This is a genomic window from Arcticibacterium sp. GJ41-1 (genome assembly GCF_055808875.1).
The window spans coordinates 3,684,942-3,705,842 of sequence record NZ_CM147888.1 but is presented as its reverse complement, the minus strand read 5'-3'; the positions used below and the strand labels follow the sequence as shown (position 1 = coordinate 3,705,842).

Sequence of the window (20,901 nt, the reverse complement as noted above, 5' to 3'; positions counted from 1 at the left end):
GACCCTGATTTTGACCATTTTTCGCTTAGGTTACTTTTTATACCTAGTTTCTCCATGGCGATGTCGTGCGTCATGGTTTCGGTATTTGTAATTATGATTTTTACTACATCTCCTTTGTTGGCTTTTAAGGTTGGGTTTCGTGTCCCGTCTTTAGCGAAATAACCTAGCATGGAGGCTTCTAAGCTGTATTCTTGGTCTATTGTTTGAGATTTTAGCTTGGTTATAAGTAGTAATAAGGAAAAAAGAAGTGTTAGTTTTTTCATTATATCAGGTTGATTACTCTTTGAGTTATAATAAACTTCATTAATTGAACTTCTCCCAAAGCGTATTCTTTGGTTGTCCTGCCACCTGCCTGTCGGCAGACAGGGACGGGCATTACTTTTTTTTCGCAAAAAGCCGAAACGTCGGACCGAACCAAAAACCATAACCAAAATAAACTTGCACAATTAAAATTCAACTAAAATTGTATAGGTGAATTATTATTATTGGTATGAATTTTAATCATGCTTCAAACAGTATTTTGACAATAATGAATTAAATACGTTACATCTGACTCTAGACATACAACACTAAACATCAAAATATCCATCTATCAACGAGCTCCAAACATCCAACATCCAACACCGGACATCTATCACCAGACATCCAACAATATCAAAGTTTGGTAATAAAAATAGCTTTAAAAGCGGCCTCCGCTTTGGCTCCTCCGTGAATTTGTAGCCCTATTAAACCTGACTGCGGAATGCTGTCGTCTTCTTCGGTGTAATCTACTGATTGGTGGCCGTTTATGTATAGTCTGATTCTTTTACCTTCTGCTTTTATTTCGTAGTCGTTCCAGTCGTTTGGTTTTATCCACGTGAGTACTTCGGTGGAGTCTGGAGCTATGAGTGTTACATTTCTTCTTGATTCGTCGTAGAGCCCTGCCCAGTAGTTTTCACCCCAGTCGGCCTGATAGCCAATCATTTCATAGGCTGGTTCTTTTAACCTTTCGCTTCTAAACTGAATACCTGAGTTGACAAAGCCTTCGGTACCTGTAAGTTTTATTTTAAGTTTTAGGTGGAAGTTATCGTACAGGGTAGTGGAACACAAAAAGTCATTATGAGGAACCGTTTCATTTAGGTTGCCACCAATAATTACCCCGTCTTCTATTCGCCAAGTGTTTAATGTGTCTCCTTCCCAACCATTAAAGGTTTCACCATCAAAAAGTGAGACGCTGCTTTCTGTTGTTTGATTTTGACAAGAAATGGTCAACAAAGAAATGAAAAGAAGGCAGTGGGAAATTGACTTCATAGGGCTTTACGTTATAGGGTTGATTTAAGTAAATTTAAATAATATCTGCCTGTAAGGTAACAGTTTAGAAGAAAAATAAATGTTAGCCTAGCTTGTCCTATTAGTCTATTTTGTTGCCGTTTACTATCACATTTTTGACCGTCAAGCCATCAATAATGCTTTTATCAAATGAGGCATTCTTGGTTTTAACTTTCATGTTTTCAAAAGTGAAATTTGACAGCTTATCATGCTCTGTAATAGCCACATCGAAGAAAATATCACAATCTAATTTGATATTTTTCATGGTGATATGGTCTGAATGAGAGATAGGCACTGTGGCTCTGCCTTTCAGGTCAAAAAACTGGGTCCATGGTTTTACATATATCAAACTACGAGCCTGCCCTTTAATATTTTCTACCGTGATGTATTCGTAGAGTTGCGGCGTATCAGGACGCATTTTTAACCAAAGCAATCTTACTGCTTGGTCTACTTTACAGTTTCTCATGACAATATTTCTGTTATGAATAGACTCGCTTCCGCAGGTCAAAGCACCATGACAAAAACCAAATTCACAATCCTCTATGATGATATTGCTGTTTCCTCCATTATTAGGAACCAAGTCTGCCCATGGGCCTTTTCCACCTTTCAGGGCAATGGCATCATCATTTACAGCCATGTAACAGCCTTTAATAAGCACATTCGAGCAAATGTCTAAGTCGATAGCATCCGTGCTTGGAGCTTTGACAGGTTGATGTGGTGAAGAAATATGCAAGTCTAAAATCTTGACATTATTGCATTGATAATAATGGCTGCTCCAAAATCCAGCGTTTTGAAGTCTAACATCTTGTACTTGTACATTATTGCTTTTCCATATAAAGACTAATCTTGGTCTTGAAACTTCTAAATTGGTACACTTTGGGTTTTCCTTTCTTCTTTGCCAAAAAGCTTCCCAAAATTTCAAACCATTTCCGTCAATGGTGCCATGCCCCGAAATGGTGAATCCATCAACACTGTACGCATTTACCAATGCCGCAAAATAATCTAGGTTTTGCCCTTCCATACGTGAAGGAATTTTAGGGTAATGGCTAATGTCGTCAGAGCCTTTTAGCTTTCCACCTTCTGCTACGTGTAGGTGTGTGTTTGCTTTGAAAAATAAAGCTCCACTAAGGTAAGTTCCTTTAGGTATGATGATTACACCGCCACCTTGCTTATGAGCTTCGTCAATAGTTTGTTGAATAATAGCTGTTTGAAGTATAGTGCTGTCGTTTTTTGCACCAAAATCTGTAATGGTAAATGCTTTACCTAGGTCGGCCAGTTTTACTTTGGAGTAGTCATGAAACCAATCTGGAATTATAGTTCCGTCAGGGAATTTGTCTTGTGCAATAGAAGATGATACAAAAGCTAAGAAACTTAAAGCTACTAAACAGATTTTTTTCATATAAAGCGGGGTTCTAATAATTTGGTCGACAATATATGGAATTGTTATTTTAATCCCGTCCTATAGAAACCTGATTGATGCTAGGCAAAGGAGTTTTTTGACTGTTTAGAAAACAGCTTCGCATCTACTTATCTCTTTAATTTTTGAGATAAGAAGATGCTTGACTAACATACAACTATGGCTGATATGAAGTTCAGGAAAATGTTATAATCTCACTTCACTTTCTCCTTAGGTACACTATTTCCTCCATCAAAACTTGTACTTTTATAAAGGACACGGATTTTGAATTTTGGCTTCAAAAACAGAACCACCCGAAACCTCAAAACCTGGGTTTAATTCAATGTGCTTACCTGCTTGAAAACTTCCTTCACTACTGTTTAAAATGTCATTGTTGGCTTTTATGACACCAATGGCCTTGTCTGAATAATTTTCCGTAACATAGTCATCCGAAGGCGATTTTAAACTCAAATCACTACCTATCACATTTAGGTTTATCAGACTTGGTTCTGAAGCCACAATAGGATTGGTAGAAACTACCATCAATTTGTATTTGCTACTTCCTTTTAAATACATAGGTATTTGGCAAGAAATATTTGAAGGGTCATTTCCTGCACCTATTAGGGTTCTAGTCATGAAATCACCATTAGTATCTGATAAATAAACTTGATATAAATTGCCAGTACCAAAAGGATATGCTGCATTATTTTCGGCCATAGTAGAAATATTAAAAGTATTACCCACACAAACTTGGCTGACAGAAGAGGTTGGAAGTGTAATGCTCCTTCCTTTTTTTAGAATATTAAATCGGATAACATCTGGACCCGTAATTACATTTCCATTGGCATTGTCTTGGTCATACCCTCTAGCTATAAACGTATAGAAATTAGGAGCTAAAACATCTCCCACATTGACATTATAAAAATCGTGGAGGTTAAAAGGCATTTCATTGTCAATTTGGTACTGTAAATTAGAGGTACCTGATAATTGCAATTTTACACTTTCAATACTTGGTGTTTCGCAAGCAGAAACAGCAATTACCGACATAGGTCTTGACGAAGCTTGCACTAGCAAATTAGACACTAAGGGAGAAATGATTTGAGGGTTTCCGTCAGCGAAAACTAGGTAATAATTTAACGACTGAGAACTACAATTTACCGATACCTGTGTGCTAGCCGTAGCCGAACAGTTATTGGCGGCCGTAACAGTCACAGAATATATGCCTGCATTTGCAGGAGTAGCAGAAATTAAACTAGGGTTCTGCTGCGTGCTGAAAAAGTCATTTGGTCCTGTCCAGGTATAAGAATTGCCACTGGTGGCGTTTAAATCTATTTTTTGTCCTTCTTGATAGGGACCAGTATTAGAAGCGGTAGCCAAAATTATAGGGTCTGTTAAAACCTGAGCTGTATTAAAGGAAGCTTCACAGCCTGCCACTGTTACAGAGAAATCTGAATATGAACCTGCCGAAAGCCCTGTCAAGGTAAATGCATTGCTCGCTACGTTCACAACTTGCGAAGTACTCGCTCCGCCTTTTTTGAAATGAATGGTTTGAGAACCTGATAGATTAGTACTGGCCAAAGCAATGCTTGCATCTGTTCCTAAACATGTGCTAGGCTGAGTTAATGTTCCTGCCGAAAGGGTAGGAGTAGGAGGGTCTGTTAAAACCTGAGCTGTATTAAAGGAAGCTTCACAGCCTGCCACTGTTACAGAGAAATCTGAATATGAACCTGCCGAAAGCCCTGTCAAGGTAAATGCATTGCTCGCTACGTTCACAACTTGCGAAGTACTCACTCCGTCTTTTTTGAAATGAATGGTTTGAGAACCTGATAGATTAGTACTGCCAAAAGCAATGCTTGCATCTGTTCCTAAACATGTGCTAGGCTGAGTTAATGTTCCTGCCGAAAGGGTAGGAGTAGGAGGGTCTTTTAAAACCTGAGCTGTATTAAAGGAAGCTTCACAGCCTGCCACTGTCACAGAGAAATCTGAATATGAACCTGCCGAAAGCCCTGTCAAGGTAAATGCATTGCTCGCTACGTTCACAACTTGCGAAGTACTCACTCCGTCTTTTTTGAAATGAATGGTTTGAGAACCTGATAGATTAGTACTGCCAAAAGCAATGCTTGCATCTGTTCCTAAACATGTGCTAGGCTGAGTTAATGTTCCTGCCGAAAGGGTAGGAGTAGGAGGGTCTGTTAAAACCTGAGCGGTATTAAAGGAAGCTTCACAGCCTGCCACTGTCACAGAGAAATCTGAATATGAACCTGCCGAAAGCCCTGTCAAGGTAAATGCATTGCTCACCACGTTCACAACTTGCGAAGTACTCACTCCGCCTTTTTTGAAATGAATGGTTTGAGAACCTGATAGATTAGTACCGCCAAAAGCAATGCTTGCATCTGTTCCTAAACATGTGCTAGGCTGAGTTAATGTTCCTGCCGAAATGGTAGGAGTAGGAGGGTCTGTTACATTTACAGATGTACTTACTACTAAATTACAGGTCAAATAATCTAACTTGAAGTTTTCATAAGTACCTTTTGATAAGTTATCTAAAACAAAATCATTACTTGAAACAGTTATACCTTTAGAGGTACTCACAGTATTAAGCTCATATTTTAAGGTATAGTTTCCGTCTGGTATTCCTATAGTTTGGAAAGAAATACTTCCATCCGAACCACTACATGTGGTAGGATTGTTTTGAGAATCAAAAGTAAAAGCAGGTAGGAGGCTTTGGTATTCATAAGCTCCAATATCTATTCTATTATCAAAAACTCTTGGATTGCCATCCATATCTACCAAACCTAAATTAAGGCCTGTGGTATCAGAAGTACCAGCATTAATTAATGGAGAGCAAGCTTGTAACCTAAAATCTCCAACTGTAGAAGGAGCACTAGAAGGTGCGTTTGTTATAAAAAGAGGGTCAATACCATTGCCGGATGTTATACCATGGGCACCGTTAGGGTCCATTACGTGGTTATTTAGATTGGTATTAATCGTACCATCATTTATGATATCTTTTGTACCCCTGGATATATTTTTTGCTATAATTGAATTAGTCAGATTCGCAGTGCCACCATAGATATAAATGCCCCCTCCATATCTTGCCTTATTTCCGCTGATGGTGGAATTGGTAGAGTTCAATGTTCCACTAGAAGTATAAACTCCCCCTGCCAAATTTGCCTTATTCCCGCTTACAGTTGAACTGGTCAAATTTACTGTGCCTGAGCCTGAATAAATTCCACCCCCGTCATCTTCGGCCGCGTTTCCGCGGAGGTTTGAATTAACTAAATTTAATTTAGCAGAACCAGAGTTACGAATCCCACCCCCTCGATAACCATTGTTTTTACTGATAATGGAATTAGTTATAGTCAATCTGCCAGAACTATTATGAATTGCCCCGCCTCCATAGTCATCAGCGTTGTTTTCGCTTATGTTCGAATTATTCACATATACTATGAAAGTATTGTAAATTCCACCGCCAAAACTGCTTGCTTTGTTTCCATGGATAGTGGAATTGGTCAAATAGAATGTGCCACGATTGAGAATTCCTCCCCCCGAAGCTGCGAATCCATTCTGAACTTTAAGGTCAGATATGTGAAGGATATTACCACTTGCAATCTCAAAGATTCTGCTATTGGCTTGGCCATCTATTATGGTGTTGTTAGAATCGTTACCCTTGATAAAAAGGTTTTTATCTAAGAGTATCTGCCCAGAAGTAAGTTTGATGGTATCTCCATCAATTATATTATCAAAACGTATGGTATCTCCTGCGGCAGCATTTTCTACTGCTAACCGTAGCGAACCGCAGCCATAGTCATTAGTATTGATTACCAATAAAGGTTCAAAAACAGGTGCTGACTGAAGCTCAAAAGCTCCGATGTCTATTCTATTATTATACACTCTGGTGTTTCCAGCAATATCTACCAAACCTAAGTTAAGACCTGTGGTGTCTGTCGTACCGGCATTTATAGCCTCTGAGCAAAACTGTAGTCTAAAGTCTCCTAAGTTTGACGGTGCCAAAGAAACATTTTCTACAAAAAACGGATTCACATTAAGTGTGTTTGTTAGCGTATGATTTCCAACAATCTCATTGATTACATTATACTCCCCTGAAAATACACTCGGATTATTATTTATGATATAAATGTCATTCCCGCTGGTGAAACTTTTATTTTGGGCAACTATACTATTACGTAAATCTACATTTGCATTATAAAAAACGGCTATTCCTCCGCCAGTACTGGCCTCATTACCACTAATAGTGCTATTGTATATTTTGACATCGGATTCATATATGTATATTGCTCCACCAGAACCATTGCCAGACTTGTTGCCAGAAATGATTGAATTAGTGATTTCAGTCTGGCAGTTTTTTATCAGTATGGCTCCACCATATCCTATATAAGCCTGATTTTCGATGCTGTTACCTCTTACGTGTACTGATTTTAATATAAGACTACCCGCTGTGCTATAAATGGCACCACCGCTACCTTGTGTTGTGGCGGGAACAGCATTATTTGTCAATACCACTTCTATTAAACTCAAGTTTCCACTATTATAAATACCTCCACCCTTGGACTGGTTCCCAACTATTTTAGCCTTCCCATTTTGGATGCTTAAGCCCTTGATGAAAATATTTTTAGTAGAACTTATCTCAAAAATTCTGTCATTGGCTTGCCCATCAATAATGGTGTTTTCCATCCCGTTACCCAGAATGACAAGATTTTTGTTTATTAAAATCTGCCCAGAGGTCAATTTTATGGAATCCATGTCAATTACATTATCAAAACGGATAGTGTCGCCAGAAATGGCATTTGCTACTACATACCGTAGTGAACCGCAGCCATTATCCTTCGTATTGTAAACTAACAGAGGGTTTGGAAGTATGCTTTGATACTCATAGGCTCCTATATCTAATCTGTTTTCAAAAACCCGTGGATTACCTGCCAAATCTTTGTTCCCAAGATTAAGGCCAATAGTATCTGCTAAAGCTGCATTTATGGCAGGTGAGCAGGCTTGTAGACGTAAATCACCTAAAATAGTAGAACTCGTAGTGGTTGTAGATGGCACATTTGATACAAACTCTGCACTTAATGGTGCACTAGTTGTTCCTACTAAATTACCATTTACTCCATTTTGTACTCCATTTCCTTCATCACTACCTATCAGGCTGTAAGCACTTGTTAAGCCAGATACATTAAATGTAGATATGTCTGGACCGAAATCAGAATAATTACCCGCAACAATGCTATTCTTTAAGTTAAAACCATTAGCAGCATAAATTCCGCCACCCTCTTGTGCTCTATTTCCACTTATTACGCAACTTTCAATTGAAACATTAGAATTTTGTAAATGAAGTCCCCCGCCAATTAAACCTGAAGAAGAACCACCACCTATATATGCAATATTCCCTGTTATTGAAGATTGTTTTAATACTAGGCTTCCCCTAAAGTGGAAAACCCCACCACCCGTGATGTCAGTTTTATTCCCTGAAATTGTGCTTCTTAAGACTTGCAGATTTCCCGTATTTAATATACCGCCGCCAGATACATTCGCTTGACAATTAATAATTTTAGAATTTCTAAAAACCAGATTACCGTAATTAATAATTCCACCACCAGACTCCCCGTGTGCTATTCCGTTTTGAATCCTGATACCTTCCATGATGACACTTTTAGCGGTTTTAATTCTAAAAATATTACTATTTATTTGTCCGTCAATAATTGTACTGCTTATATCGTTTCCAATTATGACCAAATTTTTATCAATCAAAATGTGCCCAGTAGTAAGCTTAATAGTATCGCCATCGATGGTAGGGGAGAAACGAATAGTGTCGCCAGAGAAGGCATTTTCTACAGCAAATCTTAGCGAGCCACAGCCATTGTCATTTGTGGTAGAAACTAACAATGGGTTATAATCTAGGTTGATATATTCATAAGCTCCCATATCTAGGAAGCATCCAATTAGTCTATCAGAGCCAATTAAATCTTCATTTATACCATCGGGGATAGCTGTATTTAGCCCCGCATCAATTGCTACTGAAATTGCCTGCAAACCAAAATTATTGTCCGCATTTATAAATAAAGGGTTTTGATTAAGGTTTCCAGTGCCCGTATATCCGTTTTCAATAATAGAATAGGAAACATTAAGCCCACTTGTAGGATAAATATCAGAGGCTGAAGTATTGAGATTGTTCCAAAAAATAGAATTTGTAATGGTGGGTGAAGTACCATCTACATAAACAGCGTCTCCTACAGTCCCATTATTTTTACTAAAAGTACTGTTCACAAAGGTCATATTGCTGTTTGAGCTATGAATAGCCCCGCCATTGGTAGCAGCTGTGTTATTGACAAAAAGACAATTGGTAAATGAGCAAGAATTATTGGAGCCAGCTACTGCACCACCATCCGTTAAAGCCGCATTATTTTTAAAAATGCAATTGATAATCTTAGAGCTACTGGCACTGCTTAAAAATATTCCCGCTCCGCTTACAGCCGAATTAGATTCGACGGTACAATTTTGAATAATAGCCTTAGAGTTTAGTCCTAATATTCCGCCACCACTGGTAATAGTTGCGGCGGTTTGTGCATTTCCATTCTTAACAATGAAGCCGTCTAAAATAGCGGTTTGGAGTATGTTTTCACCTTTAACTACATGGTAACTATTGTCTGAATTATCGTTTATAGTACCCAAATCACCACTTAATATGGTAGGATAGTTCGTGATATTTCTTTGAGAAAGGGCAGTTTCAGTACCTTCAAAACCTCCATAAATAGCCAAGTTGTTTTTGAGTTCGAAAGAAATGGATTGGTCGGAACCTGATGTAGGATAATAGGTTCCTTTGGCCACCCAAACTTGATAGTTAGCACAGTCTGACTCAAAAGTTTCTAAGGCGGATTGAATATCTGAATATGCATTTGTCCATGATGTTCCATCTGCTAATCCTCCCACTACTGCGGAGTCTACATAAATAATGTTTTGAGCATTAAAATTTGTAAAACTTAAAGCCGCATTTGACTGTGCATGCAAGTAATTTGAGATATTCTCCACTGCACTACTTGAAATGTTAATATTCCTTTTGCTAGCATCAAATTCGGTACGGTTTGGTGCAACAGCCGGAAAACCATCCACCACTACGGCATTACTATAGACAGACTTAGGATTCTCTTCGGGTGTTAAAAAACCTCCTGTATGATTAGATGGATACGTGCCACCAGTATTAAAAACGGCATGAATTTGTGTAATGCCATTTGTTTGGTCTTCATCATCATCTTCATATACATGGTAACGCGTACCGATATCTAAAAAGTCAAAGACATTTCCACTACCAATTATAGTAGCTGTACCGCATTCAGGGAGGTCAGAAGTATTGTTACAATTTACAGTCAAAGGCCCATTCAAGCCACCAGTAATGGTTAATACAGTTCCTTTAAGAATACAAGTATTCGGGGTAACCAGTTTGTATTTTCCGCCGCTTTCAAAAGTAAGGCTACTCTTGTCAAACTGATTTCTTAAAAAATAGAATGTTGAATTGGCCGGAATATTATCCATAGCCACCACAGACATGCTGGCGGGGCTTAAGTGATTAATGCCAATGATGGCTAGTTTTGACGTGGCATTATTAGCGTCATCATTCAAAATATTTACACTTGCATTTCCCGGAGAACCGCCATCGTAGCCTATACCTGAAGTAATGCTTATTAAAATATCCTCGGTTTTTTCTAAGGTGGCATCGGTCACAGGATTTATGGTTAATTGTGCTGAAGAGGCTCCGTTGGGAATGGTAATGCTGCCCACTGATGAAGTATAGGAATTGGCACCAGAAACGGTATAATCTGAAGGAAAAGTGGCAGTACCTGCTACTGAAAAGTTAATGGTAATATCAGAAGTGGCCGTCCCATCTAAACTAAATGTATAAACAGATGTTTCTGAGTCTTCCAAAATGGATGCAGAAGTAATTGTTACTGTAGCTTTTGGATTTGCAGAGCCTTCGCTAACAATAATATTATTAAAGGGCACAGGAGATAAATCTTGCATTGCTTCTGCGTACAACCAATTTGCTGGATTTTCAAAACCGGCTTGGTCTACCGTAGTGGCTGGTCTTAAAGTAGGTTTGTATTCTAACCTCTGAGGTGAAGTATTGGCAAAGCCATCTACCAAAACGGACCCAGGGTATAGTGTTGATAGGTCTAAGGAAGCTGGCATATTTCCACCAAAATTGGGTGATGAATATGTGAAAATCTGGCTATGTACAGCCGTAATGCCATTATATGGATTGTTGTCAGTATCTGTATGAGCTCTGAAAAAACCTTCATATTGAGAAATATAAAAGTTCTTTGAAGGGCTTAATTTTATTACTGTTCCAGCCGATGTAGCAGAACCATTTCTAGTTACTGTAAATGTATTGTGAGCCGTTTTTTTAACCACTATAACATCACCACGTGCTATGCCTCCTGTAGGAACTGTCCATTTTAATTCTGATGGGTAGGTGGAAACATTGGAAAAGAGTAGCGTGCTTTTGTTAAAGGGATTGCTAGAGAATACATACGAAGCTCCGGCCGATAAACCTTTTAAGGCTGTAAAAGAGAATTCGCTAACACCATCTTCATTATCTGTATAATGTCTGGTGCCTGTAATGGCAACATCAGGTACCACTGTTAATACATCATCATTTATAATAATTGAGCTTGCAACACTTGGACTACCAGCCGTATATTCTGAGCCAGGGGTAATGCTCAGTTGAAGTGTTTCATCAGGTTCTAAAACAGAATCTCCTGTGGGATTTATGACTATGTTTTTTGACGTAGTTCCAGACGAAATAGTTACGGTGCCAGAAGTGGAGTTCATTGAGGTAGCTCCTGTTTGGGTATAGTCTGTACCAAAATTTGCAATGCCGTTTGCCGAACTTCCATTTACTGAAAAGTTGACAACTAAATTACTTGTGGGTGCTACATCTACTTCAAATGTATATGTGAAATTACTGGAGCTGTTTTCATTTAACTGGCTTAAATTTCGGGTAAGTGTAACAACAGGTTTCGAGCCTACAAGATTAAAATTTGTAAATTTGGTGGTGGATAAATCTTGGTCACTGCCAAACATAACATAGTTGCTAGAGTTTTCTAAATCTACTTTTGTTACATCTGTTCTGTCTAAAACGGAGGTTTTATATTCTACTCTATTTAGTCCGTCATCATACGGAGAAACAGTATAATTTTGTTCAGGGAAATTATGTACCACTATAGCATTTGCAAAATCTGGGCTAGGGTTTTCTGAGGCGGGCATAGGGCCACCACTTAGGTTAGTGCTTGTTAAAGTTCCCGCGAAAAAAGCACCATGAATCTCCGTAACACCATCAGCAGGGTCTTCATTATTATCAGTATAAACGTATATAGATTCTCCAAATTTACCTAAAGAGTAGGAGCCACTGGTAGCAACATGTACCGCTGTTACAGCACCAGAACTAGGAGTAACAGATGCTGTAAAAAAATTACTGGAACTCGGTGCTGATTCTTTGAAATAGATAACACTTCCCTTTGGAATAGCAGTTGTAACCGTAATTTTCACTACAGACTCTTTTATTGGACTGCCACCACCATCTAATTCATATACAAATTGGCTGCTGGTGTTATTATAATTATTATCTGTGAAATAGTAAATCTGCCCTACAGCCAAATTATCTAAGGCTAGAATTGAAACACCATCTTCAGTGCTATTTAAGTGTTTTGCTCCTATAATGGCCACTTTTTGGGCATTAGCGGTATAAAAACTTATGCTTAAAAGTAAACTCAGTATTACTTTTTTCATTTTAATAATTATTAAAGTCCTGTTCCAGAATTATTGAAGTATGCTGCCTTTTAGTGGGTAGGTCTTATTGGGAAAGTACCATTGATACAAATGAGATAATTGATACCTAGAAAGGGGTTTCGTATATCAATTTCTTCACCCACAAATTCATGTTCTTTTATACCGGCTAAATAGGTATCGTCAGTTTCTTTGGTACTAAACATACCTGCATCCTTATTAAGAATACTATCTGAAATATTTACTCTTCTACCATCTGCCCCATGGTTAGCTGCTAATTGCACATTATGATTATGTGCAGGCAAGTTTTCAGAAGTTAGTTTTATAGTATTAGCTCCGCTAGATTTACCTACTTCATTAAGCTTAGTAGCACAAAGTGGTATTTTGTTTCTTAAATCTGGTAAATCAAAATCTGAACTTCCGTTTCCGCCATAAGAGGTGCCTAATAAACTAAACAAAGCCTGATTTGACGAAATATTTATTTTCTGCCCGCTACATAAAGTGTAGTTTGAAAATGAAGTTCGGAACCCCGCGAATAATATAATTTCACCTAATACATCCTCTCCACCTCCGTTTCTTCCTGCAGATGGGAAAATACCTTCCGTACAAATAATATAATTTAGCCCTAAAGAAAAATTTGTAACATCAATATCTTCATAACTGCCTTTGTCTTCTTGGGAGATTCCTCCCAGAGTGGCTAAGGAAGATATTTCCTCACTAAATGTTCCAGCATTACTATTAATGAAAGCATTGTTTGGCATTTGTGAGTGAGGCGTGCTGTCAGCATTATTATTTACGCCTAATTTTACCGAATGATTATGTGGAGGTAAATTGTTTTTATCTAATCTAATGTTGGTTTTACCGCCAGTTGCACCTACTTTTTCTGGCTCCGTGACTCCAGTAGCAAAGCGGTTTCTGAAATCTGGTAGTTTGAATTCGTTTCTAGCTATACTTCCTCCATAATGGTAGCCAATTATACTATACAAAGCTGAATTTTGGGAACTTGCCAATAAATCTCCATTACAGAGTCTCCAGCCATTAGGTATTGCACCAAGGCTGCCATCTGTTTTGTCATTAGGCCAGATTTTAATTTCGCCAATAGTACCTTCATAAGGATCATTTTGAATGCACATGACATATACCATTTTCACATGTGCATTTTTTATTTGTATGGGCTGAGAGTTTCCTACATTGTTTTGAGAGATACCAGCCAAAAAGGTATCAGTAGAAGGTTCTGTGCTAAAAACACCAGCTTGATTATTCAGAAAAGCACCTTTGGGCGAAATAACGGGCTCACTGCTTCCACTTATATTGTCTACCTCTAATGACACATTATGGTTGTGTTCGGGCATTTGTTCCATAGACAAAACAATTTCATCAGCCCCCTTTTTTACTCCCAATCCGTTACTTGTTTCAGGTTGAAGTACAAAACGATTTCTTAAATCAGGTATGGCAAAGGTAGTATCATCGTTATTGTCATAAGTGTATTTATCACCTACAATAAGGTGTAGTTGATGATTACTTGTTTTCTTTAATCTTCTTCCATCACACAACACATAGTTAGTAGGGATAAAGTTAAAAGCTACTATTTTAATTTCTCCAAGATGTCTTGTCATGATTCTTTTAGTTTAATTATTGAAAAAAAGTCTTTTTTTAATATGACTAAAACAATCAGCTAGACTTGACTATAGGTTTCCCTATAGTTTAAGAAGTAAATGTTTTATTCATGGCTATATAATTCCTATATCAGTCTCGATGCAACCCGTTTTGCTGAATTATGAAAGAAAATGGTTTGACTTTATTGGTTAAGTTGTCTCGTTTTCTAAATATCGTTTTTGATATAGATTAAAGGTAGTAGGGCTATGAAGGAGGCCATAGAAATACTGTGGGACAAATGTGACATTTCTCCGGAAATTTGTGACAACGAATGTTAACTTGCTTATAGTAAGTTTAGTAATTGGTGTTTGAAGGGAGGTGGGATTTAATTTAGCTTTGTGCCAAATCGGTTAAAATAAAGTTTCTTGAAGTATCTTACTTCACGGAATCCCACTTTTTGAACTACATCTTCCAATTGCAAACTCTCGGTTTCTAGCAGTTGTCTAGCCACGTTTAGGCGTATCTCTGAAATGTATTCTTGTGGATTTAGACCAATCTCTTTTTTTACTAATCGTATAAAATGTCTTCGACTTAAATTCATTTTTTCTGCCAAAAATGTGGTTGAAAACTCTACGTTACCTAAATAAGTTTTAACCAAGAATTCCAAGTTTTGGGCAAAATCAAAGTTAGAGTCAGGCTCTTGGCTTTCATCTTCTTTGTGAGCAGCTAAGCGGTTTAAATAGTTTTTATAAACAGCTCGTAATCTAAAAACGAGCTCGTCTTCGTCAAAGGGTTTAGTCAAGTAATCGTCTACACCTATACGGAAGGCTTCTAGCTTGCTTTGCTCATTATGCTTGGCAGTAAGGAAAACGAACGGAATGATACGCAGCTTAGGGTCTTGCCTAACGTGGTTTAACAGTCCCACACCGTCTAACTCTGGCATCATGATATCTGACAAAATACAATCTACCTGGACATTCTTTTCCAGAATTTTAATAGCTTTTGCTCCGTTTTCAGCCTCGATGATTTGATACTCTTTTTCTAGAATGCTTTTTACATAAGCTCTAAGTTGAGGATTGTCTTCCACCAATAGTAAATTCGGTTTTGACTGGTTCTTTACATGTTGTGGAGTTTCTTCAAGAGAGTTTTGAGAATGTTTCTCCTCTAAGGTTTCAAACTTTTCAAAATCAGTAAATTCAACATTTAATAGAACTTCAAAAAAACTTCCTTTTCCTTCCTCACTTTCTATGTGTAGTTGCCCATTCATCAAATCTAAATACTCTTTTACCATGGTTAGGCCTATTCCTGTTCCAGGATTAGCCATGGTGTTGTCTTGTTTTACTTGATAAAAACGGTCAAATATTTTCTGTTGATTTTCGTCACTTATCCCTATACCGTTATCCTTAACCGAAAAACGTAGTTCCGTATCTTTTAAAGTTGCTTTAAATCTCACGAATCCATATTCTGGTGCAAATTTAAGTGCATTGGATAGCAGGTTCTGGATGATTTTGCCAAGTCGCCGTTCGTCTATTTTTAAGTAAACCTCCGGTACATCTATTTCTATTTGATAATCAATGTTCTTTTTTTCTGCTAGCGGAATGAATATTCGGCTATTCTTTTTTAGTAATTCTGGTAAAAAGACAGTTTGACGACTGAGTTTAACTTTGTTGGCTGTTAATCGGCTAAGTTCCAGCATTTCCGCAATCCTGTCTTTTAGGATTAGACCATTCTCATGCATGAGGGTCAAATGCCGAGGGATGTCCTTTTCTGGGATTTTTGATTTTAATAGCCTTTCCAGCGGAGATATAATAAGGGTTAATGGAGTGCGAAGCTCATGAGAAATATTGGCAAAAAACTGATTTTTTAACTCATCTAATTCACTAAGTTTGAGGGCTTGGTTTTCAATGGTCTCTTTGTCTTTTTTTAGTTCATCTGTACGTTCAGCTACCGTAACTTCTAGCCTTTTGTTTTCTGTTTTTATTCTTTTATACCAATAGTATATAACGCTGATAGCAATCAAAGCTAGTATCAAAATAAACCACCATTTTTGATAATAAAAGGAATCTACGTTAATGCTAGCTTTAAGGATATTAGAACTTTTAGTGTTTTCGGAGTTTTCGGCATATATCTCTATTTCATGCTTTCCAGATTCAAGAAAAGGGAATAAAAGCTCGTTTTGTTTTCCATTGTCTATCCATGAACCATTATTTATTCGATAAAAATAATTTAGATTTTTATTATTAACAGCTGAGCTGGCCGAATACCGAAGTCTCAAATACCTTCGTTGTGCTGGTATTTCTAGGTTAATATTATCATCAAAGTACCCACTTGATTCTGCATATTCCTCTTGGTCTTTTTGACTTTGTGAAATATTGCTGAAAAACAATTGAAAGGCTGAATTCTGGCTTTCAAATTTATCGGTTTGAATAATACTTAATCCGTCCACCGTTCCAATGTACATTTTGTGGTAGGTCTCATCATAAAAAGATGAAAATCGGTTACTTTCTGGGTGACTTAAACTGGATTTATCCAGAAAGCTAAAACCTTTTGTGATGGGGTTAAAAACTGCAACACCTTCGAAAGTGGCAATCCAGAGTTTACCATCTGGAGATGCTGTGATGGTGGCTACACCACTATTTAAGTTATAGGCCTCCAGTTCTTTTAGCTCTTTTCCATTCCATTTATTTCGGCTTAGTTTTCCGTTTTCATACCCAAACCAGAATATATCCTCACTTTCCTTATATCCTGAAATTACGTCTTTAGTAGTAGTGTCTACAATGCTTATGGAACCCGCCACATCATCGTATAATAAAAAGCCTCCATCGCCAAAAAGTAAAGCTTTATTTTCATCTTTTAGCGTAATCTGGCTTTGAATATAGCCGAATGATGGATAAACGCTGGTGCCTTTTCTTACCCTAGTTATTGGGTTTATACTAAGCAAATAGTTTTTATCAATAACCGCTATAATAGACTTATTTGCCATACGGAAAGCATTACGTAAATTCTCTATTGGGATACTTTCTTTACTTTTAAATCCATCATAGAATATCGAGAACCCTTTTAAACTACTAATCCAAATGTTTTCTTTTTGGTCTTTGTAAAAACCTCTGTTCTGCGTGAAGATATCATCTGCCTTGAATTCCTCCAGAAACGCCTTCCCTTTTCCCGTTTGGCGGTCAATAAGAAAAAGGCCATCATGCTCAGAGCCCACCAAAACTTCTTCGTCGTTTAGTGGGTAAATAGCTCTTAAACTGGCACCTCGGAATAAAGTTGTAACGTAGTTATTCTCAAAACTAACTTTGAAAAGGCCACCTTCATGGCCTATCCAGACATTTTTATCAAAGTCCGTAGAGGCTAATGACAGCGGAGTATTAGGCAGTTTATGTTCTACACATCTACCTTCCTGAGATTTGAAATAAAACATTAAGTCATTGTCACAAGCGTTTTTTCCAACGGTTTGACGAACAACGGAGTTTCCATGATTATCATAGTACCATTGCCCATAATTTTCGCCTAGAGAAGCATTAAATGCTTCAAAATCCCCTGTTTCGGTATTCAGAACCTGTACAGATGGAATAATATTTTCAAAATTTAAGACTAGTTTTCCTTCCACAATTTCTTTTGTTTCAAAAAAGAAATCCGGCCTTTGATAGCGATGTTCATCTAACTGAATATTGCTCTTATTTAATTCTCTGACCTTTTTTCCTTTTAGATCAAAAACCTCTAAACCGTTTTTGTTTTTGAAAGTGTATATAAGTCCGTTGGCTTGTGCTATGTTTTGATATTGACCTGTTTTTTCAAACAACAAATGCTGTTGACCATCACGGTATTCATAAAAACTTGTCTTACCTGATTCTGAATTACCAATTGAGAAAAGGCCTTGGCTTGAAGGATGAATGGCATTGATATCCATCGTTTTTTCTCCTACTTCACTAAGAGTATTCGTTAGTATATCATAGATGTAGAGGTTAATAATTCCTTCTTTAGAAATGGCGGGATGGAAAATTAGCAGTTTGTTTTTTTTGTACGGATAAATAGAAAAACGAACTGAGGAAGGGAATGAACCAGGTAAGTTTATAAGTTCGTAAGAATGGTACCCATCAAAAAAGTTTAAGGAAGCTGTGATTTTATACTTTTTAAAAATCCTTTTTTCTAATCGGGTAATGTAATAGATTTTCCCTTGTTCGGTAGGATGAATAGCATATACCTGACTTTGGTCAATTAACTCCGTGCTGACTTGTCCAAGAGCAGATAAATTAAGGAAAACAAGACAAGCAAAAAATGAAAACTTCATTGGCATAATATAGACTCATCTTATTCTAAGCAAGAAACCAAGGGAAAGTAGAGAATTAAATCCTTAATCGGAATAACTTTCTAAAGAGATTGGGCTATTTGAAATATGCTGAATAAGGTATTTCAGTCAAGATGGTAATGTATACTGTCTATCACCAATCCGTAGGTTTATAATCTTTCAGGAACTTGCCACACCAATGTTTGCCTGTATTTATTCCATCAAAAAGTGGGTCTAAGACTCTAGCCGCACCATCCACAATGTCTAACGGAGGTTGAAAATCATGCAGCTCTTGTTTTCTTTTTGCTAGCAAAGCAGGGTCTTCGTCTGTTACCCAACCCGTGTCCACTGCATTGGTATATATGCCGTATTTAGCAAAATCAGAAGAGGAAGTAAGTGTCATCATATTCAATGCCGCTTTGGCCATATTGGTATGTGGGTGCCTGTCTTCCTTATGCCATTTATGAAATTTACCTTCCATGGCAGATACATTGATGATGTGCTTCATGCCGGTATTCTCCTTTTTCATAATATTTACCAAACGGTTGCAAAGCACAAAAGGAGCTACCGAATTAACCAATTGAACTTCTAGCATTTCATTGGTATGAATCTCGCCAAGTTTCAGTCGCCAGCTATTGGTTTTTCTTAAATCTACCTGCTGCAAATCAGCATCTAATTGACCCACTGGGAAAACCTCATCCGTTGGCAAGGAATCATCAATACTATATGGAATTTGCGAAAGCTGAGCAGAAGCACTTAGGCCTATACCAAGTTGTTTTCCATGCCAACTTACGGGCAAATTCTTTTGTTCTTTATCGGAAAAACTAGTGCTCAATGTTCTTAACTCACTTAGGCAAGCGTTGTGGTCAGATAGTAGTGACTGAGCTAAAAGTGGTAATTCATCTGTTGGCAAAAGTTCATTAGCCATCATGTGATGGTAAAAACCTGCTGGTCTTCTTACCGTTTGAGCAGCATTATTAATGAGAATATCTAATCTTGGATATCGCTGTTCTATAAAATTACAGAATATTTCCACACTAGGAATATGCCTAAGGTCTAGGCCATGAATTTTAAGGCGGTCGCCCCATTCTGCAAAATCAGGTTCTTTAGCAAAACGTATGGCAGAGTCTACCGGGAAACGGGTGGTGGCTATCACGGTGGCACCTGCACGAAGCATAATGAGCGTGATGTGATAGCCTATTTTTAGACGAGAGCCTGTTACTAAAGCAAATTGCCCTGTAAGGTCTGCGGTTTGAAAACGTTTAGCATAGTTGAAATCGCCACAGTTAGGACACATGGTGTCATAAAAGTGATGAAGTATGTCAAAAGGCTCTTTGCAAACGTAACATTGTCTAGGCGTATCTAGTTTTACTTGCTGCGTTTCTTTGCCCGTTAGGGCTATCATGGTAGGGGCAATGAAAATACTGGCTTCCCTCGCTAAGCGAATTCCCGTGGTTTTTCTTGCTTCCTTGTCTTTTTGTTTTGCCCGCTGTTTGTATAGCTTTTTGGCCTCTTTTTTTCTTCGAGAAAGCTCTTCTTTATCTGGCAGTGCAAATAAACCTGCAGCCTTAATGAGAGCAAGGCGTTTATCTTCAGGAATGTCAATAATCTGTGTAGTGTTGGTATTTAGTTTTTGTAAAACCGCCAAACACTCCTCTATCTGCTCTTGACTTACCTTTTCTGTATCGCCCATTATCTATATAAATTGAAAGGCAAAATTAGGGATAAATATGATTTGAACCTTTGAATATAACGGAACGACAGATATTTATATTCAAAGGCCTTTTCTTTAGGGACAAGCTAAAGCTGTGGCAGTTAATATACCTGCATCGCTCACTTGTATTCTAAAGCAAGAGCCATTTGGTGATTTTAGTATTACACCTCTTGTGCTATCTTTTACAAAAAAATCGCCAGACGCTACTTCTAGTTCTTTACTGGCAGCAGGAGGAGGTAGCGTTAATGCTAATTGACCTCTAATTTCACCACCGGGATAAATGGAGGTATGTAAGTTGATGTAAACGTTTCCTGCAATAAGGTCTGGTTCATCAGTTTCTGAGACCGTAAATGTCCCAGAAATCGTTCCTGATTGATTTCCCGTGGTAGGATTAAGATTTATTATTACTCCACCATTTAAGCCTGTCGGAGCTTTGTGTAAATGAGCTGAGGAAAGGGCACTGGTTAAGTTAGCGTATGTGGCATTAATAGTGATTTGATTAGTGGTAGCATCGTATGTCCCTGTCAAAGAGCCCGAACCTTCAGTTTCGGCAGCAGGCACTTCATTGTTCCCATTAACATTGGCTGTGATAGAATATGTTTGTGACATAAGTTGGAAACTCAGAAGTAATAGAGATAAAAGTAGATGTATTGATTTCATATTTGGTTTAAGATTAAATATAACGGTTTGAAATATACGCTATATGAGATATTGATGGATACTTTTTTTAATAAATCCTTTGAAATATTTATTTATGATGATGTTTTTTTATTCACCTTTTTTAGATTAACGTTTGCAATA

7 protein-coding genes and 1 pseudogene are annotated in these 20,901 nt (G+C 37.7%); all 8 read right to left on the bottom strand.

What is annotated here, in order from left to right:
• Positions 1-17 precede the first annotated feature (17 nt).
• Positions 18-263: pseudogene (locus AC0L6O_RS15380) on the bottom strand (cupredoxin domain-containing protein); the annotation flags it as partial.
• 391 nt (positions 264-654) lie between these two features.
• Positions 655-1,290 carry a 3-keto-disaccharide hydrolase gene (locus tag AC0L6O_RS15375; protein WP_473303572.1) on the bottom strand — a complete coding sequence of 212 codons (636 nt, stop codon included), beginning with the start codon at positions 1,288-1,290 and terminating at the stop codon, positions 655-657.
• A gap of 100 nt (positions 1,291-1,390) precedes the next feature.
• Positions 1,391-2,707, bottom strand: coding sequence for a rhamnogalacturonidase (locus AC0L6O_RS15370; RefSeq protein ID WP_473303570.1), 1,317 nt, complete (start codon positions 2,705-2,707; stop codon positions 1,391-1,393).
• 264 nt (positions 2,708-2,971) lie between these two features.
• Positions 2,972-12,502, bottom strand: coding sequence for a choice-of-anchor Q domain-containing protein (locus AC0L6O_RS15365; protein ID WP_473303568.1), 9,531 nt, complete (start codon positions 12,500-12,502; stop codon positions 2,972-2,974).
• 50 nt (positions 12,503-12,552) lie between these two features.
• A complete protein-coding gene (locus tag AC0L6O_RS15360) occupies positions 12,553-14,115 on the bottom strand; it encodes a phage tail protein (protein WP_473303567.1) in 1,563 nt (520 codons plus the stop codon).
• Positions 14,116-14,480: 365 nt separating this feature from the next.
• Positions 14,481-18,389: an ATP-binding protein gene (locus AC0L6O_RS15355; RefSeq protein ID WP_473303565.1), complete on the bottom strand. Its 3,909-nt coding sequence runs from the start codon at positions 18,387-18,389 to the stop codon at positions 14,481-14,483.
• A gap of 151 nt (positions 18,390-18,540) precedes the next feature.
• Positions 18,541-20,079, bottom strand: coding sequence for an SDR family NAD(P)-dependent oxidoreductase (locus AC0L6O_RS15350; RefSeq protein ID WP_473303564.1), 1,539 nt, complete (start codon positions 20,077-20,079; stop codon positions 18,541-18,543).
• Between the two features lie 96 nt (positions 20,080-20,175).
• Positions 20,176-20,760: a CHRD domain-containing protein gene (locus AC0L6O_RS15345; RefSeq protein WP_473303562.1), complete on the bottom strand. Its 585-nt coding sequence runs from the start codon at positions 20,758-20,760 to the stop codon at positions 20,176-20,178.
• Between the last annotated feature and the right edge of the window lie 141 nt (positions 20,761-20,901).

Bases quoted from the DNA above. Each gene is read 5' to 3' on its own strand.
- AC0L6O_RS15375 (WP_473303572.1), bottom strand. From the start codon at position 1,290: ATGAAGTCAATTTCCCACTGCCTTCTTTTCATTTCTTTGTTGACCATT.
- AC0L6O_RS15370 (WP_473303570.1), bottom strand. From the start codon at position 2,707: ATGAAAAAAATCTGTTTAGTAGCTTTAAGTTTCTTAGCTTTTGTATCA.
- AC0L6O_RS15365 (WP_473303568.1), bottom strand. From the start codon at position 12,502: ATGAAAAAAGTAATACTGAGTTTACTTTTAAGCATAAGTTTTTATACC.
- AC0L6O_RS15360 (WP_473303567.1), bottom strand. From the start codon at position 14,115: ATGACAAGACATCTTGGAGAAATTAAAATAGTAGCTTTTAACTTTATC.
- AC0L6O_RS15355 (WP_473303565.1), bottom strand. From the start codon at position 18,389: ATGAAGTTTTCATTTTTTGCTTGTCTTGTTTTCCTTAATTTATCTGCT.
- AC0L6O_RS15350 (WP_473303564.1), bottom strand. From the start codon at position 20,079: ATGGGCGATACAGAAAAGGTAAGTCAAGAGCAGATAGAGGAGTGTTTG.
- AC0L6O_RS15345 (WP_473303562.1), bottom strand. From the start codon at position 20,760: ATGAAATCAATACATCTACTTTTATCTCTATTACTTCTGAGTTTCCAA.